Origin of the sequence: Acidomonas methanolica, assembly GCF_004346035.1 — a bacterium.
Lineage (GTDB): Bacteria > Pseudomonadota > Alphaproteobacteria > Acetobacterales > Acetobacteraceae > Acidomonas > Acidomonas methanolica.
In genome coordinates this window covers 1-18,877 of record NZ_SLZN01000034.1, presented here as the reverse complement: position 1 = coordinate 18,877, position 18,877 = coordinate 1, and the positions used below count along the sequence as shown (strand labels likewise).

The 18,877-nt window shown below is 59.5% G+C and carries 12 protein-coding genes, 1 pseudogene and 2 riboswitches; of the genes and pseudogenes, 9 read left to right on the top strand and 4 right to left on the bottom strand.

The features are described 5' to 3' along the window. The 4 genes and pseudogenes from EDC31_RS15305 to uca form a co-directional block, all read right to left on the bottom strand. Nucleotides 1–121: pseudogene (locus EDC31_RS15305) on the bottom strand (IS5/IS1182 family transposase); the annotation flags it as partial. A 142-nt stretch (nucleotides 122–263) separates the two neighbouring features. Further along, complete coding sequence (locus EDC31_RS15300; protein WP_186820013.1) at nucleotides 264–1,007, bottom strand: hypothetical protein; 744 nt, start codon at nucleotides 1,005–1,007, stop codon at nucleotides 264–266. Nucleotides 1,008–1,012: 5 nt separating this feature from the next. After that, nucleotides 1,013–2,008: a sterol desaturase family protein gene (locus tag EDC31_RS15295; protein ID WP_042061888.1), complete on the bottom strand. Its 996-nt coding sequence runs from the start codon at nucleotides 2,006–2,008 to the stop codon at nucleotides 1,013–1,015. 202 nt (nucleotides 2,009–2,210) lie between these two features. Further along, entirely contained in the window at nucleotides 2,211–5,816 is a 3,606-nt protein-coding gene (gene uca / locus EDC31_RS15290; RefSeq protein WP_042061889.1) for an urea carboxylase, read from the bottom strand. Nucleotides 5,817–5,923: 107 nt separating this feature from the next. Then, nucleotides 5,924–6,028: riboswitch (guanidine-I (ykkC/yxkD leader) on the bottom strand. Between the two features lie 129 nt (nucleotides 6,029–6,157). After that, a riboswitch (guanidine-I (ykkC/yxkD leader) is annotated at nucleotides 6,158–6,260 on the top strand. Nucleotides 6,261–6,491: 231 nt separating this feature from the next. On the opposite strand from uca, the gene EDC31_RS15285 reads away from it, so the two are divergent. The 9 genes from EDC31_RS15285 (at nucleotide 6,492) to EDC31_RS15245 (ending at nucleotide 18,748) form a co-directional block, all read left to right on the top strand. Further along, nucleotides 6,492–7,979, top strand: coding sequence for an amino acid permease (locus tag EDC31_RS15285; protein ID WP_239641758.1), 1,488 nt, complete (start codon nucleotides 6,492–6,494; stop codon nucleotides 7,977–7,979). A 49-nt stretch (nucleotides 7,980–8,028) separates the two neighbouring features. Then, entirely contained in the window at nucleotides 8,029–8,766 is a 738-nt protein-coding gene (locus EDC31_RS15280; protein ID WP_042061989.1) for an urea amidolyase associated protein UAAP1, read from the top strand. A 13-nt stretch (nucleotides 8,767–8,779) separates the two neighbouring features. Next, a complete protein-coding gene (locus EDC31_RS15275) occupies nucleotides 8,780–9,415 on the top strand; it encodes an urea amidolyase associated protein UAAP2 (RefSeq protein ID WP_042061991.1) in 636 nt (211 codons plus the stop codon). A gap of 27 nt (nucleotides 9,416–9,442) precedes the next feature. Continuing rightward, on the top strand, nucleotides 9,443–11,254 hold the full coding sequence (gene atzF, locus EDC31_RS15270; protein ID WP_042061993.1) for an allophanate hydrolase: 1,812 nt from the start codon (nucleotides 9,443–9,445) through the stop codon (nucleotides 11,252–11,254). 96 nt (nucleotides 11,255–11,350) lie between these two features. Then, nucleotides 11,351–12,394, top strand: coding sequence for a response regulator transcription factor (locus EDC31_RS15265; protein WP_081797920.1), 1,044 nt, complete (start codon nucleotides 11,351–11,353; stop codon nucleotides 12,392–12,394). A 63-nt stretch (nucleotides 12,395–12,457) separates the two neighbouring features. After that, complete coding sequence (locus EDC31_RS15260) at nucleotides 12,458–14,050, top strand: tetratricopeptide repeat-containing sulfotransferase family protein (protein ID WP_042061997.1); 1,593 nt, start codon at nucleotides 12,458–12,460, stop codon at nucleotides 14,048–14,050. A 211-nt stretch (nucleotides 14,051–14,261) separates the two neighbouring features. Then, entirely contained in the window at nucleotides 14,262–14,666 is a 405-nt protein-coding gene (locus tag EDC31_RS15255; protein WP_042061998.1) for a DUF1636 family protein, read from the top strand. Nucleotides 14,667–14,806: 140 nt separating this feature from the next. Then, nucleotides 14,807–17,701 (top strand): TonB-dependent receptor, encoded by a 2,895-nt coding sequence (locus tag EDC31_RS15250; RefSeq protein WP_239641759.1) that lies wholly within the window; start codon nucleotides 14,807–14,809, stop codon nucleotides 17,699–17,701. A gap of 51 nt (nucleotides 17,702–17,752) precedes the next feature. After that, nucleotides 17,753–18,748, top strand: a complete 996-nt coding sequence (locus tag EDC31_RS15245) for a Vgb family protein (RefSeq protein ID WP_204366713.1) — start codon at nucleotides 17,753–17,755, stop codon at nucleotides 18,746–18,748. Nucleotides 18,749–18,877 lie beyond the last annotated feature (129 nt).

Here is an 18,877-nt window from a genome sequence, read left to right as displayed (position 1 = left end):
GCAGCCCATTCCAGACCATGGCCGGGTCAAACCACACCGTCAGGGAGCCGCGCTGCTTCAGCGCGGCATTATACAAACGCCAGTTCGTCGTGCGGTAGATCGGGGAGGGCGGCTTGCTCATCACAATCAGCTACCACCCTGGGTTCATTCCGTGAATCCAGGAACAAGCTATTTCCGCAACAAAGCCGTTGCCATGCTGACCCGCCTCATCCCCGTCTCCCCGAATATCATCCCAGGGAGCATGTCAGGTGAGGCAACAATCGTCACTTCAGGAGCATTTTATACGAGGCAATGCGTCTGGTCGCGAGGCCCGAATCCATGACCTGTTTGCCGTTATTTTTGGAGATATTCTTTCTGAAATTCCGATGAACGAGATACTGCTCGAGTATTCGTCCAATAACATACAGAAATGCAAATAAACCAGCAAAGACATAAGAAGTGGTGGAAGATATCTTCTTCTTTTCCTTGGATGGGGACAGTTTTGCGGAAGCGTCCTTCTTTTCCGGTTTCGGAGCACCCATAAAATTATCAATCGGGTTCAGCAACTGTATGGTATCATCTTTCCCGGATTTCAAATTCGCGACCATGCTTTTCGCATTCGGCGTATGATCCACCAACGCGACCGTATGATGACTGGATGTATACTTAAAGAATTCACCGAAGCCGAAAAACAGCGCGGGCGCCAAAAAACACAGGAGCAAGGTCTTGCTTACGAGATCGTAGGACAATCTGGTGCCCTGCGGGTCGCTTTCAACTCGCACGACGCCACTATCGAAAACCGCCATCTTATCCTGCGATGCCTGATTTTTCTTCTGAAAAACAAGCGTCTCGCCGTCGCGCACATAGGTCGTGCCCGGCTCGCGGAACAGGGCATCTAGCCTGTCGAATGCTGCATCGGCCGAGAGTCGTGAGGGGATAATCATACTCCCTCTGACATGCCAGATCCAGTCAATATAGCGCAGACCCAAATTCAAGCCTCCCCTTATCGCCACGTCGCCAGACGCCAAGAAATCTATCTTCCACGAACTGGAAGCACCTGGGTGCCAAAGCGCTTTCTGTATTTCTTTCGGATGATCCGGAACGCCTCCGAATACGGATGCGTCATCTGCTCGCGAACCGACATCCGGCGACCGCCTTCCATTCCCAGAAGTTCGGCCTCACCATCCACACAAGTCCCGAAGATGCGGTCGATGAATATATAAGTGTTGGAAAAATTGCTTCTACTCGCCTCGAAGTCCCGGGAGTGATGAAGGCTATGATGTTCAACCGTGTTGAACAGATATCGCCACCATCTGGGCGTATTAAACCGCACATTGATGTGCTGATAGACAGAAATACCCATCGTCATGGCGCCAGCGATAAGAAATGCCCTGGGAACGAAGTCAAAAAATCCACCCATCCCCAGTCCGATCAGAAACAGCTCAAGCGGATTTCCTACGGCTCCCTTGTTGACATTAAGTTGCGTAATATAATGGTGTACAGAGTGAGGAAGCCAAAGCGGATACCAGTTATGCATCCCTCTGTGCATCCAATACTGACCAAAATCAAATATGAACGAGATCAGAAAAGCCTGAAGCAGAATGGGAAGGTCCATGAACCAGTGCAGTTTACCGAAATGAAAATAGCCCTGGATATATTCGACGATAGCATCACTTCCCATGAACTTGTCAACGTAGCGAATCAATGTGTACCCGAGACCGACGTAGAACAGGTCAGTTACCATTTCTTTCCACGTCAGTTTCCAGCTTTCGTAGCGGGGGTTGACCCACTCCAACACCAGAAGAAGCGCCTTGAATCCTACTGAAATCCAGATCGCGGTCGACGCTTTTGCAATTGAATTGGGGGCATAGTACCAGAACAGGATCAATGCCAGGAGCGCCACCGGCTGGAAATAGGTAAAGAAAAACCGTTTTACGGGACCGCCTTCGACCTTCGGGATATTCTCCCAGCCGATCGTAACCGGTGCCTGCCTTCCTATTATTCTGTTTCCGACACGAATTCCATCCATTTTTCTCGTCCTCCCAAAGGCAGTCAGCCACGTCGGCACAGATCTGATGTTGATTCGAAGCTAAGCAGAAACAGCATCCGTCAGTCATTACGTCAATCGACGTATAATTCTTCTACCGTCCCCGGGCGGAGACGTTTTCAAGACGATAGCGCCAGCGCAGACAGCCTCGAAAGAAGCGGAGTCATAACGATTCTTTGTGTTCCTAGGATTCCCGTGTCTGCGCAAGGACGACGACGGGCTGCCCAGCCCGGACCGGCTTTCCGGGAGCTACCCTGACGGTGTGCACGACGCCATTAACCGGAGACGACAGTGCGATCTCGATCTTCATGGACTCCAGAATGACGACCGCCTGTCCGGCAGTGACGCGCTCGCCCGGCGAGACGAGCACCTGCCAGACGTTTCCAGCGATGTTGCTCTCGACAGCGACTTCGCCTTCTGCGAGCGGCCCTTCATCTCCGGTATCCCCGGGCGCGTCGCTGCTTTCGAAGCAGTCCAGCCCCGCCTCGATCCAGTAGCGACGCTCCTCCTCGAATGCGTTCATCTGCATGGACCGGAACGAGGTGATCTCGGCAGCCTCACGCGTGAGAAACTCTTCGTATTCCGACAAGGAGAGTTCTCCCTGCTCAATCCTCAGAGTATAGCGCCCGATCGGGAAGTCTCTCCGGATCTTTTCGAGTTCCATTGCCGAAACCGGGAAAAAACGTATCTGGTCGAAAAAACGCAGGAGCCATGGCTTGCCGTCGAAAGCGCCCGGAAGGGTATAACGTGCCCACATCTGAACAGTGCGGCCGACGAACTGATAGCCTCCGGGCCCTTCCATTCCGTAGACGCACAGATACGCACCCCCGATTCCAACGGAGTTTTCCGCCGTCCACGTGCGCGCTGGGTTATATTTCGTCGTTACGAGTCGCTGCCGCGGATCAAGCGGGGTCGCAACAGGCGCACCCAGATAGACGTCTCCCAGCCCCATCACCAGATAACGGGCGCCATATACGATATTTCGCACGTCTTCGACGGAACGAAGCCCGTTGATTCTTCGGATAAACTCGATGTTGTCAGGGCACCACGGAGCATTTGGCCGAACCGTCGTCATATATTTGTCGATCGCAAGCCTGCATGCCGGATCTTCCCACGACAGGGGCAGGTACACCGTCCGCGAAGCGACCCGGATATCCCGGGTGCGCGTCACGTCGCGCCATAAATCGGTCAGATAGACGAGAAGATCGCTCAGCGGAAGACGCTGCGGAGCGTAGTGGATCTGAAGCGACCGGATGCCCGGCGTGAGATCGATGACGCCATCGGGCTGCGCGCGCTCGATGGCTTGCATCAGGGCGTGAACCCGGAAACGCAGCGCGATATCGAGCGTCGCATCCCCGATCTCGAGCAGCAGCGCCACATCGCCAGCCAGTCTTCCGACGAGGCGATGCCCTCCCTCCCCGATATCCAGGACGATCGGCGACTGCGGCGTGCAAGACGACCACGTCAGCGGAACCGGCGAAAGCGTCGAGATTTCGCGCTCCTGCGCCAGAGCAATCTCGCGTGCCGTTTCCAGCGTCACGGGCACGAACCGGATGCGATCTCCGGCGCGCAGTTGGCCCAATTGCGGCAGATCCGCCTCGATCACGGTGGCGGGACAGACGAAGCCCCCCAGACTGGGCCCGTCCGGGCCGAGGATAACGGGAATATCTCCGGTGAAATCGACCGACCCGATCGCATAAGGGTTGTCGTGAATATTGGAGGGGTGCAAACCCGCCTCTCCCCCACTGTCGCGGACCCATTCCGGACGCGGCCCCACGAGACGGATTCCCGTCCGATTCGAATTGAAGTGGATTTCCCACTCCGCTGCGAAAAACCTGTCCATATACGCTGGCGTGAAATACTCGGGCGCGCCATGCGGACCGCAGATCACACGCAAAATCCGCACCGCGGCAGCGTCGCTTTCAAGCCCCGGCGGGAGGGTCCGCTCATCGCTCGTATCCGCAACCGGCGTAATATGGAGTACATCCCCCGCTCTGAGCGGCCGTCCCGCGTGACCACCGAATTTTCCGAGCGTGAATGTCGCCCGACTTCCCAGATAGCGCGGGACGTCGATGCCTCCCCGCAGGCAAAGCATTGACCGCGCCCCGCCGTGCGTCGAACCGAGCCGCAGCGTTTCCCCGGCCCGGATTCGAAAAACAGTGTTCTTGGCGCGAGGAGATCCATCGACGTCTATGGGAATGTCCGCCCCCGTCACCACCGCGACCGCATCGACGTTGAAACGCAGCGTGGGGCCCGCCATTGTGATTTCAAGGCCGGTAACGTCCGGCGCGTTGCCGACCAACGCATTTCCAAGACGGAACGAGCGGCTGTCCATAGGTCCTGACGGCGGCACGCCCACGGCCCAGTACCCCAGGCGGCCGGGAAAATCCTGGATGGTCGTCTGCGTTCCGCCAGCAAGCACATCGATAGTAGACGCGCGATAGGGCAACTCTTCGAGGCAGCGTGTCCACGGCGCGCCTGATGCGAAGGGCGTGGCGAAGATAATCTGCCGCAGATAGTCCCGATTGGTCTCGACACCATACAACTGCGTTTCTCCCAACGCAGCGTCGAGCGCGTTGATCGCCTCGGAGCGAGTGGGAGCATGAGCGATGATTTTTGCGACCAAAGGATCAAAGAACGGTGAAATCTCTACGCCGGCCTCCAGCCACGTATCGACCCGCAATCTCCCTCGGTTCGCCGGCGGGAAGCACACTTCAGTCAGCAATCCCGGGGAGGGTTGGAAGTTCTTCCCGGGATCTTCAGCATAGATCCGCGCCTGAATCGCATGACCCGACGGCGCCAGAGTCTCCGCGAGCAGGTTGAGGGGGGGCAACGTTCCTGCTTCCAGTTCGACCATCCAGCGAACCAGATCCACTCCCCACACCTCCTCCGTTACCCCATGCTCCACCTGAAGACGCGTGTTCACCTCGAGAAAATAGAAATCTCCGGTGGCGCTGTCATAGACGAATTCCACAGTGCCAGCACTGCGATAGCGGACCGCCTTCCCGAGGCGCACGGCCGCCTCGCACAGCGAATCGGCGACACCGATCGGCAAACCGGGCGCTGGCGTCTCTTCGATCACCTTCTGATTGCGCCGCTGGACTGAGCAGTCCCTGACCCCGAGCGATATCACGTTGCCCTGGCCATCCCCGAAAATCTGGACCTCGAGATGACGCGCATGTTCAACGTATTTTTCGATGAATACGCCGGAATCGCTGAAATTGTTCTCCCCAAGGCGCCTGATGATGTGGAAGATCCCGATCAGTTCCGCTTCGTTCCAGCAGACCCGCATCCCGATGCCGCCTCCCCCTGCTGTACTCTTGAGCATCACGGGATAGCCACTCTTCACTGCGGCAGCCTGCGCAGCGCGAATCGTGTGAAGCAATGGAGAGCCGTCGAGAAGGGGCATCCCCAGGGACGCCGCCAAAGCGCGCGCCTCGTGCTTGAGTCCGAACGCACGCAAATGCGCGGGTTCGGGTCCGATGAAGCGGATACCGGCCACGCCGCAGGCTTCCGCAAAAGCGATATTTTCCGAGAGAAAACCATAGCCGGGATGGATCGCCTGCGCGCCGGTCTCCTTTGCGATTTCGATGATGCGACTCGCCTGAAGATAGGTCTGCGTGGGTCCTCCCTCGCCGAGAGAAACCGCGATATCGGCCTGCCGGACATGCAGGCTGGCCGCGTCGGCCTCGGCATACACCGCGATCGGGCTGACGCCGAGCTCCCTCAGTGTCCTGATGATACGGCAGGCAATCGCACCACGATTGGCAACAAGAACACGGGCGAACATGGCGGGAATTTCCGGTTTGAAGGCAGGGAGTGAAGGGGATGGCGTCATGGTCCACGGACTCCGGTTACACGTCAGTCGCACGTCCTCGCGATGGTGGACGCAGCGTTATCTCCCGGGCTTTTGTCCCGCCGTGTAACCCCGAACACCGAGGCCGCGCGCTCTCGGACCAGACATCCGACGCAAGTCGGAGCGGAACCCTAGCGCGCCAATGGCTTCACATTCATTCCGGTTGGTGACCGGGTCAAGGGGGGAAATGATCCTCCAGTGATCTACGTCCGACAATTATGTTCTTTTGCCGTAATCTTCCTATTGCAAACCAATTTGCATCCGGTTATAAAATTTCAAAAGCCGCTAGGGTTCCGGCTCAGATGTTCTGAGTGTCTGGTCCGAGAGCGCGCGGCCCCGGTGTTCGGGGTTACACGGCGGGACAAAAGCCCGGGAGATATAGAGATGCCGGAAATGGCGTCGCATATCTCGCGTGATGTGTGCGCCATCTCCGTCTGAACAAGGCCGGAGAAAATCACGATGATCCTGCATATATCTCTCCTCATCGGCACGAACCGGAGACACAATGTGGTTCCGGTCGGCAGCGGGGGTCCGTTCTCTCGCGTGCCGGGTCGGCATCGCGCCGCCCGACGTGCCTCCTGATCGCCCGTCATGCAGGAAGCCATTTCGATGCCGCCGTCGTCCCTCAAGGAGGCCGAGCATCTGGCCCTTCTGGGTTACGAGCAAGAGCTGCGACGGGATCTCGGTCCTTTTGCTTCGTTTGCCGCAGGGTTTTCCTTCGTTTCCGTCCTGACGACCGTCTTCGAGATGTTTCCCCTTGGCTACGGATTCGGAGGGCCGGTCTTTTTCTGGACATGGCCGCTCGTATTCCTGGGACAATTCTGTGTCGCACTCTGTTTCGCGGAACTCGCCGAACGGATTCCGGTCGCCGGGGCGATTTATCAATGGTCGTCACGTCTCGCTTCTCCCGATCTCGGCTGGATCGCCGGCTGGCTTACGCTCATCGGCTACATCGTCAGCGTCTCGGCCATTGCCATTGCCATGCAGTCCATTCTTCCCAGCCTGTGGAGCGGTTTTCAGCTCATGGGAGGCAATCCGGACGTCACGAAACTGGCTGGAGCGGAAAACGCGGTCGTGCTTGGAACGCTGACGATCGCCGCGAGCACGCTGCTTTCCTGCGCCGGCATCCGCATCTCCGCCTTTGTCACGGTCGCGGGCGTATATGCGGAAATCATCGGACTATGCGTACTCATCGCGGCGCTCTTCCTTAACGCGCGACGCGGCATCTCCGTGACGATGGATACGATGCAGCTTTCGTCCGGAATGTCACCGACCGGCGCGTTCCTCGCTTCCATGCTGATGGCAGTTTACGTGATGTACGGCTTCGACAGTGCCGCAGAACTGTCCGAAGAGACGCACGATGCCGCACGCATCGCGCCGAAGGCAATCGTGAGATGTCTTCTGCTGTCCTTCTTCGCGGGCGGGCTCGTCATTCTGGGCGCTTTGATGGCCGCGCCCTCCCTTTCTTCAGGAGATCTCGCAACAATCGGCATTCCATATGTCATCACCGCCATCACATCGGGTCTGGCGGGACATATCCTGCTGACGACGGTGGCCATATCGGTTTTTTCGGCCACGATCGCCATTCAGACATCGGCATCACGCGTACTGTTCTCCATGGCACGTGACGGCGTCATGCCGGGTGCTGGGCGACTGGCGCATGTTTCTCCCCGCACCAGAACGCCGATCGCCGCCACGATTTTCGTGGGCATCTGCAGCGCGGCCTTTCTCTGGATCAATTACGGAGATTCTTCGCTCTTCAGCGCAATAACGGCTTCCGCCGTCGCGGTGACATATTTCGCATATCTGTTGGTGACGATCCCGCTGCTGTTACGGCGGCAGCAGTGGATAAGGAGTGGCGCACCTTCCACGTTCGGGTTTCGGGAAAACGGAAGAACACGCCGCGCTTTCGTGAACGTATGCGCGGTGGTCTGCGGCATGCTGTTCCTGCTCAACACGCTCTGGCCACGCAAGGCCGTTTTCGACCCCGGCGGCGACAGACCTTACATGGTCGCGTTTCCGGGCGCCTTTCTTCTTGTCGCACTGGCCGGAGGCGCCATCGTGCGGGCCGTCCAGAAAAAGAGACTCGCACCTTAATCGTTTTCAGTGGCGGCATGAAGTCCGCCAATGATCGAGGAACCGAACCGTGACCGACGCTGCAAAATTTCCGGCGCTCAATCCCACGCTCCATAGAGAAACCATCCCTGGTGGCGGCCATCGATCCTTGATCCTCAGGGCCGGCCAGCGCCTTCGCCTGACGGATGCCGAGGGAGGCGCCAATCTTGCCCTGATGGCGCTGAACGCCGGCCAGATGAGCGAGCGGCTGAACCTGCCGGACTCGCTGAAAGCCCAGCACACCGCGTATGTGACGTCAGGACATTGCCTGTATTCCGACATGGGGCGCGTTCTTCTCGCGATCACCGAAGACACATGCGGTTGGCACGACTGCTTCGGCGGCGTCCTGAACGCCGTGGAAGTCGAGGATAAATACGGATCTGGAACGTTCGGCCGGATGCGCAACGGATTTTATCGCAATGGCTTCGAAAACCTTCTCGTGGAGTTGGGGAAGTGGAATCTCGACGCGCGGGATATCCAGATGGTTGTCAATTTCTTCAGCAAGGTCGCGGTCGCAGACGGCGGGCATCTTCATTACATTTCAGACCATTCGAAACGCGGATGTCACGTCGATCTCTATGCGCCGATGGACACGCTGGTCGTCATGACAGCCGTCCAGCATCCGATGGACCCCTCGCCGCACTACGATCCCAAGCCCGTGGAATTCGCGATCGACGCGGTGCGAGACACCTCCATCACGGCGGCCTGCCGCCGGTCGTGCTCCGAAAACGGACGGGCTTTCTACAATACGGAACTCTTCTGCCTGTAAGGGATCTTTCGTCATGTCCATCATTACCAGCACGTTCGACCCCGATACTGCCGTCACCCGTCACGTCATCGGTGCCGGTGAGCCGTATGTCTTTGATGTCCGAAAAGGCCAGACATTGCGACTGCTCGATCTCGAGGGCAATCAGGCGATCGACACCCTGTTTTACAACGCACGCAACACGCGTGAACGTTATGACGTGCAACGTACGATCCGTCGTCAGAACGCCCTCTTCCTGACGGCCGGAACCGTGCTGTATTCGAATCTCGGCAATGCGCTCGCCACGATCACGGCCGATACGTGCGGTCAGCACGACACGCTCGGAGGCGCCTGCTCGCAGGAGAGCAACACGGTGCGATACGCTACCGACCGCTTCTACATGCATAGCTGTCGCAACAACTTCCTGTGCGGCTGTCTTCAGGACGGGCGTCTGACCAAGCGCGATCTGGCCCCGAACATCAATTTTTTCATGAACGTTCCTGTCGCGCCGGATGGCACGCTCGTCTTCGCGGACGGCGTGTCGGCACCCAGGAAATACGTCGAATTGCAGGCGGAGATGGACCTGATCGTCGTAATCTCCAATTGCCCGCAGCTCAACAACCCCTGCAACGCCTGGAACCCGACACCAGCGGAAGTGCTCGTCTGGGAATGATCCTATCTAACGACAAAGGATTGGACGATGTGGACTGAATTGCCCGACCTTGCTCCCCGGACGCTACGGAATGCGTATCGCAACGGCGCGCTTGCGCCGCGCGCGGTGATAGACGCCCTGCGCGTCAAATGCCGGTCACTTAATGAAGAATATCGCGCGTTCATCCATATTCTCGATGAGATGGAAACCGAGCCGTTTCTTCGCCGGCTGGATATGGCGGAGCCGGACGATCTACCGCTCTACGGCGTCCCCTTCGCTGTAAAGGACAATATCGACATCGCCGGAATTCCGACGACCGCAGCCTGCCCCGCATATTCCTACGTACCTGACGACACGGCAACCATAGTGCGTCAACTGGTCGAGTTGGGCGCCATACCGATCGCGAAAACCAATCTGGATCAGTTCGCGACCGGTCTGAACGGCACCCGCTCACCCTATGGAGTGTGCCGGAACAGCGTACTTGCAGATTTTCCGGCCGGTGGATCGAGTTCCGGTTCCGCGCTGGCAGTTGCTCTGGGCGTCGCGAGCTTCGCACTCGGAACCGACACGGCCGGCAGCGGTCGCATTCCGGCCGCCTACAATAACCTTGTCGGCCTCAAGGCGACACGCGGGTTGCTCTCCACTCACGGCGTCGTTCCAGCCTGCCGAACGCTCGACTGCACGACCCTGCTGACGGCGACCGCCAGCGAAGCGAGCATGCTGCTTGCACTGCTGGCGAAACACGACATGGCGGACGACTACAGCCGACCGAATCCCCACTGGAACGGATCAACCTCTTTTGGTGCCCTACGGCCGGGCTTTCGTTTCGGCGTACCGGACGCGCTCGATTTCGCCGGTTGTCCGGAAAGCGGCAAACTCTTCTCCGAGGCCGTCACGCGACTGGAAGAACTGGGCGGCATTCCCACGCCCATAGACCTTTCATCCTTTCTCGAGGCAGCGCGGCTGCTTTACGAAGGGCCCTGGGTAGCGGAACGCTATCTCGTCGTGCAGAAACTTCTGAAGACAGACCCAAACGCGGTTCTTCCGGTCATCAGAAATGTCCTGGACGCTGCGCCGGATTATACGGCGGCGGACGTTTTCGCGGCGGTCTACCGACTTCAGCATCTGAAGACCCGATGCGACGTGACGATGAACGGCGTCGACTTCGTGCTGACGCCGTCCATGCCGCGCCCTGTCTCGCTCGCCGAATTGAGGGCAGAGCCAGTCGCGGCGAACTCGCTGCTCGGCATGTACACGAATTTCATGAACCTCCTCGATTACGCCGCAGTCGCGGTTCCCTCGGCGTTCATGAGCAACGGCCTCCCCTGGGGGATCACCATCTTCGGCCGGGCATTCACCGACCAGTATCTCTTGAGCGTCGCCGACGCCTTCCAGCGCGCATCCGATCTGTCGCTCGCCGCGGGCCGAGCACTCGAACCCGCCGTAACGACACGTTGCGCAGGCAATGATCGTGCTCGCATCGTCGTGTGCGGCGCCCATCTCGATGGGCTGGCCCTGAACTGGCAGATGCGAGACCGCGGCGCTCGACTCGTCAGGGTCACCACCACGGCGCCCTGTTACCGCTTCTACGTCCTTCCCGGCGGGCCGCCCATGCGCCCTGGGCTTGAACGTTGCGAGACAGGTGGACGCGCCATCGACGTCGAGGTCTGGGAAATGCCGTCTTCGGAACTGGGATCGTTCCTTACACAGATCCCGGCACCTCTCGGCCTGGGAAAGATAGAACTTAGCGACGGCAGCGTCGAAACCGGCTTCATCTGCGAGGGTTCGGCCCTGAAAACCGCGAAGGATGTGACCGCGACGGGCGGCTGGCGCGCATGGCTCGCGTCTGCGGACGGCTAGATTTCGGTGATCTGGCGGCCGGAGCGTCGACTGCCAAATGGACTTGAAATCTGCCCGCCCACGGAATGAAGGGACAGTCTCTATTTAATAACGATTATGCAACGGAAATCCACTGCCATGACGGCTTCGGGTTCGCGCAGGGAGAAGGCAATGTCTCGGGGTTCAAAAGAAATGCCCGCGGAAGCGCAGGCTTCCGGAAGAGCGACGCCCTCCAGGCCCCGCATCCTCCTTGCCGATGCGGACCCCGAGTCCCTGTTGCCGCTCGTAGCCACCCTCACGGAGGCCGGAATGACGACGCTTACCGAATCAAGGGGCCAGGCGACGCTCGACAGCGCGGCGACGGCCCAGCCCGACCTGATCGTCCTCGATCGCGCACTTGACGGACTCGACGGTTTTGTGGTCGCAGACCGGATCAGACAGAACGCCGCTCTCAGCCATATTCCCGTTCTTTTCCGAACAGAAGACACGGACCCGCAGAGCGTCGTCCGCGGATTTTCCATGGGCGCGGTGGATTATGTGTCGAAGCGATGTTCGCTGGCGGAACTGCTGGCGCGCATCGAAGCCCATCTGCGCGCCGCCGCCGAGACACGCACCATGCTGCTTGCGCTCGACGCCGGTCAGCGCCCGACGATCGGAGTCCGGCCCGACGGTTCCCTTCTCTGGTACACGCCGGCCGCCGCCTCGCTTCTCTCCGGCATCTTCGTCTCCTGGACGCCCAGCGCACCGCTGCCGTCGGCCCTCGCGACCGCGCTGGACGCGCTCGCCAGGCCGCCAGACGGCAGCCTCTGCCGGCGCACAAAGACAGTCAAGCTCAGCAGCGCGACCGGCAGCACGATAGAAGCCGGCAGCCTCGAATGCACCACGGCTGGCGCGATGCCTGACGGGACGATGGGCATCACCCTTCAGTTGCGACGCCCGGGCGAGGAGGAACGTCGCCTCGCCACCCGCCATAACCTGACGACGCGCGAAGCGCAGGTTCTGTTCTGGATCAGCCGGGGCAAGTCGAATCGGGATATCAGCGAGTTGCTCGGGACCAGCGCCAGGACGGTCAACAAGCACCTCGAGCAGATCTTCGCCAAGCTGGGCGTCGAAAACCGGGCTTCTGCGGCGGTGATCGCCGTCAAGACATTAAGCGAGTAACAGAGAATGACTCATGCGCCAGATCAGCGCGGGGACCAGAGTCCCCGCCATGGACCAGTCATCATGCCCTCCGTCGGCCGGACGCCGGGACTGTGGAAGGCCCGCAAGTCTCTCGAGCGTGGCCGCCTGTCGGAGACACGGGCGCTCGCAATGGCCGAACTCCTGCGCACGCCCTCGTCTGGAGAGGCCCGCTTTCTTCTGGGAGTCAGCGAAGCGATGCTCGGAAACGTCCGTGAAGGGCTGGTCCACCTGCGAGAGGCCACCATTCTGGAGCGTTCGGCGGAATATCAGGCGCAGCTTGCCCGCTGGCTGTTGCTGGTACAGCGAGACGGCGAGGCACGCGACGCCTTGCGGAAAGCCGAGGAATGCCTGTCCGATGGCGAGCGGGCGGATGCGATGACCCGCGATACGATGGGATGTGTCTACGCCCGGCTCGGATGCCATCGCGACTCCCTTTCGCATTTCCAGGCGGCTGTGTCGGTCGCGCCGCAGAGCGGCCAGTTCCGCTACAATCATGCGGTTGCGCTGAGTTTCGTAGGAGAAACCGTGCAATCGGAACGGGCCTTCGAGGCGCTTCTCGCGCGGGATCCGGGCAACGCCCGCGCCCATCACGGATTGGCGGGTCTGCGTCGGCAGTCGGCGGAGAGCAACCATATCCCCCGGCTCCGCGCGGCGAGAAACGCGACACGGGATCCGGAAGCCAGACTTCTTCTCGGGTACGCGCTGTCGAAGGAACTGGAAGATGTCGGCGAAGCCCAGGAGTCGTTCCGGTGCCTGCTGGATACCAACACGGAGCATCGCGCCCGGATCTCCTACGACTTTGCCAGCGATGCCGAAATCTTCGATGCGATCGAAGCCGGCTGGTCGCAATTTGCTTCCGCGCCTGTCACCGCGCCAGCAACGCAGGCGCCGATCTTCATCATCGGCATGCCCCGGACCGGAACCACGCTCGTCGATCGCATCCTCTCCTCCCATCCGGAAGTGGTCAGCGCGGGCGAGTTGCAGGCATTTCCCCTTGCGGTCAAAGCCGCCTCATGCAGCCGGACACGCAACGTCCTGGACCGCGACACGATCCTCCATGCCGCGGGCAAGGATCTCGGTCCGATCGGACACTCATACCTGGACCGGGCCGCGCCTCACGTTCCCGAAAACGCCTCGCGATTTATCGACAAGTTTCCCGGCAATTTCCACTATGCCGGGTTGATCGCCCGCGCCCTGCCGAATGCGAGGATCATCTGCCTGCGACGGCATCCCATGGACACTGTGGTCAGCAATTTCAAGAACCTTTTCGCGACGACATCCCAATATTATCAGTACAGTTACGATCTCGCGGATATTGCCAGATATTACGTCCGCTTCGATCAACTCATGCGCTTCTGGCACACGGCCATGCCGCGGCAAATTCTGGATGTCCATTACGAGGATCTCGTCAACGACCAGGAAAGCGCGACGCGCAGGATTCTCGCGCATTGCAGCCTGCCGTGGTCAGAAGCCTGCCTGACATTTTACGACAACGCGACGCCGGTTTCCACGCCGAGCGCCGCACAAGTGCGCCGTCCGATCTATCGGGACGCTCTGGCGCGGTGGCGACGCCATGAGCGGGAGTTAGGCCCGGCGCTACAGGTTTTCGACGCCGCGGGAATCGACCTCACCTGATGATGTGCTTGGGCAATCTTAAACCTCAGAAGGGGAGTCGAAATTTCCCGATCATGACGGATGCCGTGACAATCGAGCCGCTCGGAGCCGGACATCGGAAGACCCATGTCAGCATTGAGACACACTCTGACCTGACTCTGGTCAGACCCGCGTCTGTTGACTTGCACGGCAATTATTCTCTTCCCAACCAGAAATGAAACGAAACGATAATATGTCAAATCCCGTCGCCGCGACCGCCCCGATCGTCCTGACCGTCTGCGTGACCTGCCGTCGCGGCTTGTCTCCCTCCGAACTGGGCGAGGCCCCTCTCCCGGGGCGTCTGCTTTATGAAGCCCTCCAGACGCGCCTCTCCGAGGGGGAGGTACTGCTCCGTCCGGTCGAATGCATGTCTTCGTGCAACCGCGGCTGCATGGCCGCGGCGTCCATGCCCGGGAAATGGACGTTCCTTCTCGCCGGCATGGGACCGGAAAAGGCCGATGATCTTGTCGAGTGGGTCAAGCTCTACTCCGCCTCGAAAACCGGCATGGTGCCCGTGTCGAAGCGCCCCGCCTCTCTCGCGGATATGGTGATCGCCCGTCTCCCTGGCGCGATGGCAAACACGGAGAAACCATTGTGAAGGCGGCGTTTGCAATTTCCACGAATATAGCGCGTTGCGTCTGTCATATGTGCGACGGCGGCAAAGGGTCGTCTGTCTCCAAAATGCGGCCGCGCTGCCGGTGACGAGAAATCTCTCTGCCATTTTCATCCGCGACACCCATGAAACCCGATCGTGATGGTGTCCGGTCTCGGGCAAAAAAAGAGAAAGGCATCGCCCCTCCCGACCGCTTTCACTTTCTGGTTGGCAGCAGCCTTCTGCCGACGTTCGGGAGCAGCAGCCGAACAGGCGGAGAAACACGACCCACCCCCGTTGCGCCGGACTCAGACGCGCTTCTGGGAGGGGGCGTCAGCTTGCTGATCTTGCGAACCCGCAATCGCGGACAAGGCAAATACACTGGGAGACAGATTCACGTTCCTTATTCGAAATATACCTGTTCAGGGCCCATAATCCGGTTTTCGAAAGATACGTCAAACGACATATATCAGTGCGAAAACGAATCGTTCAAACTGATCCCTTCATTAAATAGCAATCCTCAGATGCTTCAAGGAGCCAACATGGCTGTAATGTCCTCGCGAAGCCTGCTCCTGCTTTGTGCCACCGCTCTCGTCGGGTGCGCCGTTGTTCCTGCCTCGAGCTACGCCCAGACCAATCCAGCGCCCTCCCCAAAGCGGTCGGGCGCTGAAAAGAAGAAACCTGGCGCCACGAAAGAACGGACAACCCAGCCGCGCCCCGGCAAGGCGTCAGCGTCGAGCAAGGCGCGATCGATCGCAGCGGCGTCTGACGAATCGATTATCGTGACAGCAACCCGGCGCGCGGTCAGCGTCCAGAATTCTCCGACGAACATCACCGCCATCGGTGCCGACACCATCAGGAATGAACGTCTGGACGATATCAAGACGCTGGCGGCCCTTCTGCCGGGTGTCACGGTCATCAACTCCGGTCCGAACGGCGCGGGAAACATCGTGATGCGCGGCATCTCGACGAGCGGAACCAGCACCAACGGCGTCTATAAGAACAATGCTGTCGGAGTCTATCTCGGCGAGGTGCCGATGTATCTCGACTTCATGCTGCTCGACATCAACCACGTGGAATCCCTACAGGGTCCACAGGGAACGCTGTTCGGCCTCGGGACTCTCGGCGGTACCATCCGCTACATGCCCAATCGTCCGGATACCCACAAATATTCCATCAATCTGCACGGGCGCGTCTTTGGACAATATCACTCCACGTCACCAGGAGGCGACGAGGACGTCACGATCAACCTGCCGATCTGGAAGGACCACATCGCATTCCGCTCGGTGACAGGATATTACGACGATCCGGGATACATCGATTATGATTATGTCCTGCGCCAGCCCGGCGTGTCGAACCCGCAGCCGGCCGGTCCGGGCAGTTTCGGCACCGCCGCGCAGCAGGCTCAGAATTTCAGCCGTCACAGCGGCGTCAATTTCAACCATACGCTGACAACGCGCAATCAGTTGTTGCTGCGCTATAACGACGACCTCAAGATGTACCTGACCTACGCTCATCAGGAAACAAAGACGGACGGGCGGTCGGCAACCGGCGTCGGTGTAATGGAAACCGGAAACTGGGAGGCTCCCTGGCGCTATCTCGAACCCGTCGATCGGAACGGCGACCTTTTCAGCGCCGAGGTCAACGCGAATGTCTTCAACATTGCCCAATTCGTCAGCACGACGGCCTTCACCCATCAGGTCATTCAAACGAGGAACGACAACACCGATCTGCTGCTGCATCTCGATTACGGATATCAGGCGTTCCCGCAATTCTCCTCGTGGAACGAGTCCTACAACGACTACCGGCAATTCAACCAGGAACTGCGGCTCGTTTCGACGCACAAGGGTCCCTTCAGCTGGGTTCTGGGAGGATTCTACAACAAGTTCAATACCAATACCCTCTATGAGGAACACGTTCCGGGCTTCTCGGAATGGGGCGTCGCGAACGGCTTCGGCAACCTGTACCGCCCTGACGAGCTGGAATATGCCTCCCGGGTCGAGACGGAAACCGCCGAGCGCGCGCTTTACAGCGAAGGCACGCTGCATCTCATGAAAGATCTCCAAATCACGGGAGGCATCCGGTACTTCGACTACGATGCGTCGGACAGCGGTGGCTCCGGCCTCCCGCTGTATCAACCTTATCCGGAAGTCAAGTTGTCCCACGCGGGTGGCGGAACGGGCTCGAACGGCATCGTATGGAAGGCCAATGCCTCCTATCGGTTCAATCCACAGCTGATGACCTATTTCACCTACAGCACAGGATATCGCGTGGGCGGTTACAATCGCGTCGCGGCCTGTGTACTGCCGATCAATACGTCGGTACAGAATATCTGCGCGCTTCCCAACGAAATCAGTTACAAACCCGACAGCACACGCAATATCGAACTGGGATTCAGGGGCAACCTGTTCCACAACCGGTTCGTGTTCTCCATAGATGGCTATCACGTCGACTGGCTCAATGTGCAGGTTCCCAGCCAGACGGTCTATGGCGCCGTCGGCATCACGACCAACGGCGGCCGGGCCGTCTCCAACGGTTTCGAGTTCTCCGGATCGCTGCGCATCACGCGGCAATTCCACGTCACGGCCAACTATTCCTACGTCGACGCCCATCTGACGGAAGGTGTCGCCGATCTCGTCAACGGGGTGGCGAACGCCTACGCGGGTGACCGGCTTCCCGGATCGATGAAGAACTCGGGCGCGATCACCGCGACCTATATCCTTCCCCTCGACGATGATCGCACCCTTCGCTTGAACTGGATGGCGGCCTATTCCGGGTCGATCTACTCCACCGTCGGCCTTCGCGACTACGGAACCCGCATTCCGAGCTACGTCACGCATCGCGCCTCGATCAACTATCGATCAGGGAAATGGAACATGTCGCTGTTCATGAACAACATCTTCAACCAGCGCGCCATTACGGCCGTCAGCAATCAGAGCAACACCCTGAATGAACAGGTCACCGGTGTCACGGAACGCTATTACGCCGAAAGCATCCTTGCACCCCGCGTCGTTGGCCTCGAAGCGTCTGTCAATTTCTAGGTCATCGAGTCTGCCATGCGTTCCCACACCGCCGCACCGCACAGGATGAAGATGACTGACGACACAACCCGTTTCGATCCGTGGGAATCGACGGTGGCGACCTTCCGAGGCCTCCTTCCGCTTGCGATGATCGGCTTCAGCCTCGCTCTCGCCGGCTGCGCGGCAGGTCTGCATGCGAGCGCAGCCTATGCGCCGCAGGAGCATGTGCAGACTGTCCCGGGCTTCGCGGATTTCATCGCCGTGGATGGCCCGACCGTCTGGATGACGAACCGCGGCCGGGTCGAGCACTGGTCCCTGACCGGCAAGATCGCGCAGGTCGCGCTGCCACACCCCTGCGGGGCCATGGCGATCGGATACGGCTCGCTCTGGGTGGCCGACTGTCACGATGCGACGCTCGACCGGATCGACCTCAAAACGGCTCGACTGTCCGCCAGGATAAAAACCGGAATCGCCAATCCGCGCGGAGAAACCAACGTCGTCATCGGGAACGGCTCGGTATGGATCGCAAGCGACAGGACCGGCGCGATCAGCCGGATCGACCCCGAGAGCAACACGGTCACGGCCCGGATTCCCGTCGATGCCGATACCTATTACTTGTCCTACGGTCTCGGCGCACTTTGGGCCACCAGTCCGACGCGCCGAAGTCTCGAAAAGATCGATCCGCAGACCAACCGCGTCGTCATGAGGACGGCGTTGGGCGGCTATCCCGGCTTTCTGGTGGCGGGAGAAGGCGCTGTCTGGATTCAGGAACAGGCCGACGGAACGGTCGTTCGCGTGAATCCGGAGAACGGTGTGGTAACAGGGCGCGTCAAGGTCGAGACGAACCTGAAATATGGCGATATCGACGCGGGAGGTGGAAATATCTGGCTGCGAACGACGACAGGGCAGACCTTCGCGGTCATCGACCCGCAAAGTCTCGTGATCCGCTCACGCGTCGGGAAGCCGACGGGCAGCGGCGCGCTGCGTTACACCAGTTCCGGCCTGTGGACGACATCGCACGACATCCATACCCTGTCCTTGTGGACGCCTGTCCTCCCGCCACCCTAACCCGGATATCTCACACGAGTAGGTGCATGGGGCTCTGAAGCGTCCCGGGTTTCCCGGAGGCTAATTGGTTTGAGTCACGCAGCCATATTGATGATCTGAAGGGCTGCATAGTAGTTGGCCTCGGCCTCG

Bases quoted from the DNA above. Each gene is read 5' to 3' on its own strand.
- EDC31_RS15295 (WP_042061888.1), bottom strand. From the start codon at position 2,008: ATGGATGGAATTCGTGTCGGAAACAGAATAATAGGAAGGCAGGCACCG.
- uca (WP_042061889.1), bottom strand. From the start codon at position 5,816: ATGTTCGCCCGTGTTCTTGTTGCCAATCGTGGTGCGATTGCCTGCCGT.
- EDC31_RS15285 (WP_239641758.1), top strand. From the start codon at position 6,492: ATGCCGCCGTCGTCCCTCAAGGAGGCCGAGCATCTGGCCCTTCTGGGT.
- EDC31_RS15275 (WP_042061991.1), top strand. From the start codon at position 8,780: ATGTCCATCATTACCAGCACGTTCGACCCCGATACTGCCGTCACCCGT.
- atzF (WP_042061993.1), top strand. From the start codon at position 9,443: ATGTGGACTGAATTGCCCGACCTTGCTCCCCGGACGCTACGGAATGCG.
- EDC31_RS15265 (WP_081797920.1), top strand. From the start codon at position 11,351: ATGCAACGGAAATCCACTGCCATGACGGCTTCGGGTTCGCGCAGGGAG.
- EDC31_RS15260 (WP_042061997.1), top strand. From the start codon at position 12,458: ATGCCCTCCGTCGGCCGGACGCCGGGACTGTGGAAGGCCCGCAAGTCT.
- EDC31_RS15255 (WP_042061998.1), top strand. From the start codon at position 14,262: ATGTCAAATCCCGTCGCCGCGACCGCCCCGATCGTCCTGACCGTCTGC.
- EDC31_RS15250 (WP_239641759.1), top strand. From the start codon at position 14,807: ATGAAACCCGATCGTGATGGTGTCCGGTCTCGGGCAAAAAAAGAGAAA.
- EDC31_RS15245 (WP_204366713.1), top strand. From the start codon at position 17,753: ATGACTGACGACACAACCCGTTTCGATCCGTGGGAATCGACGGTGGCG.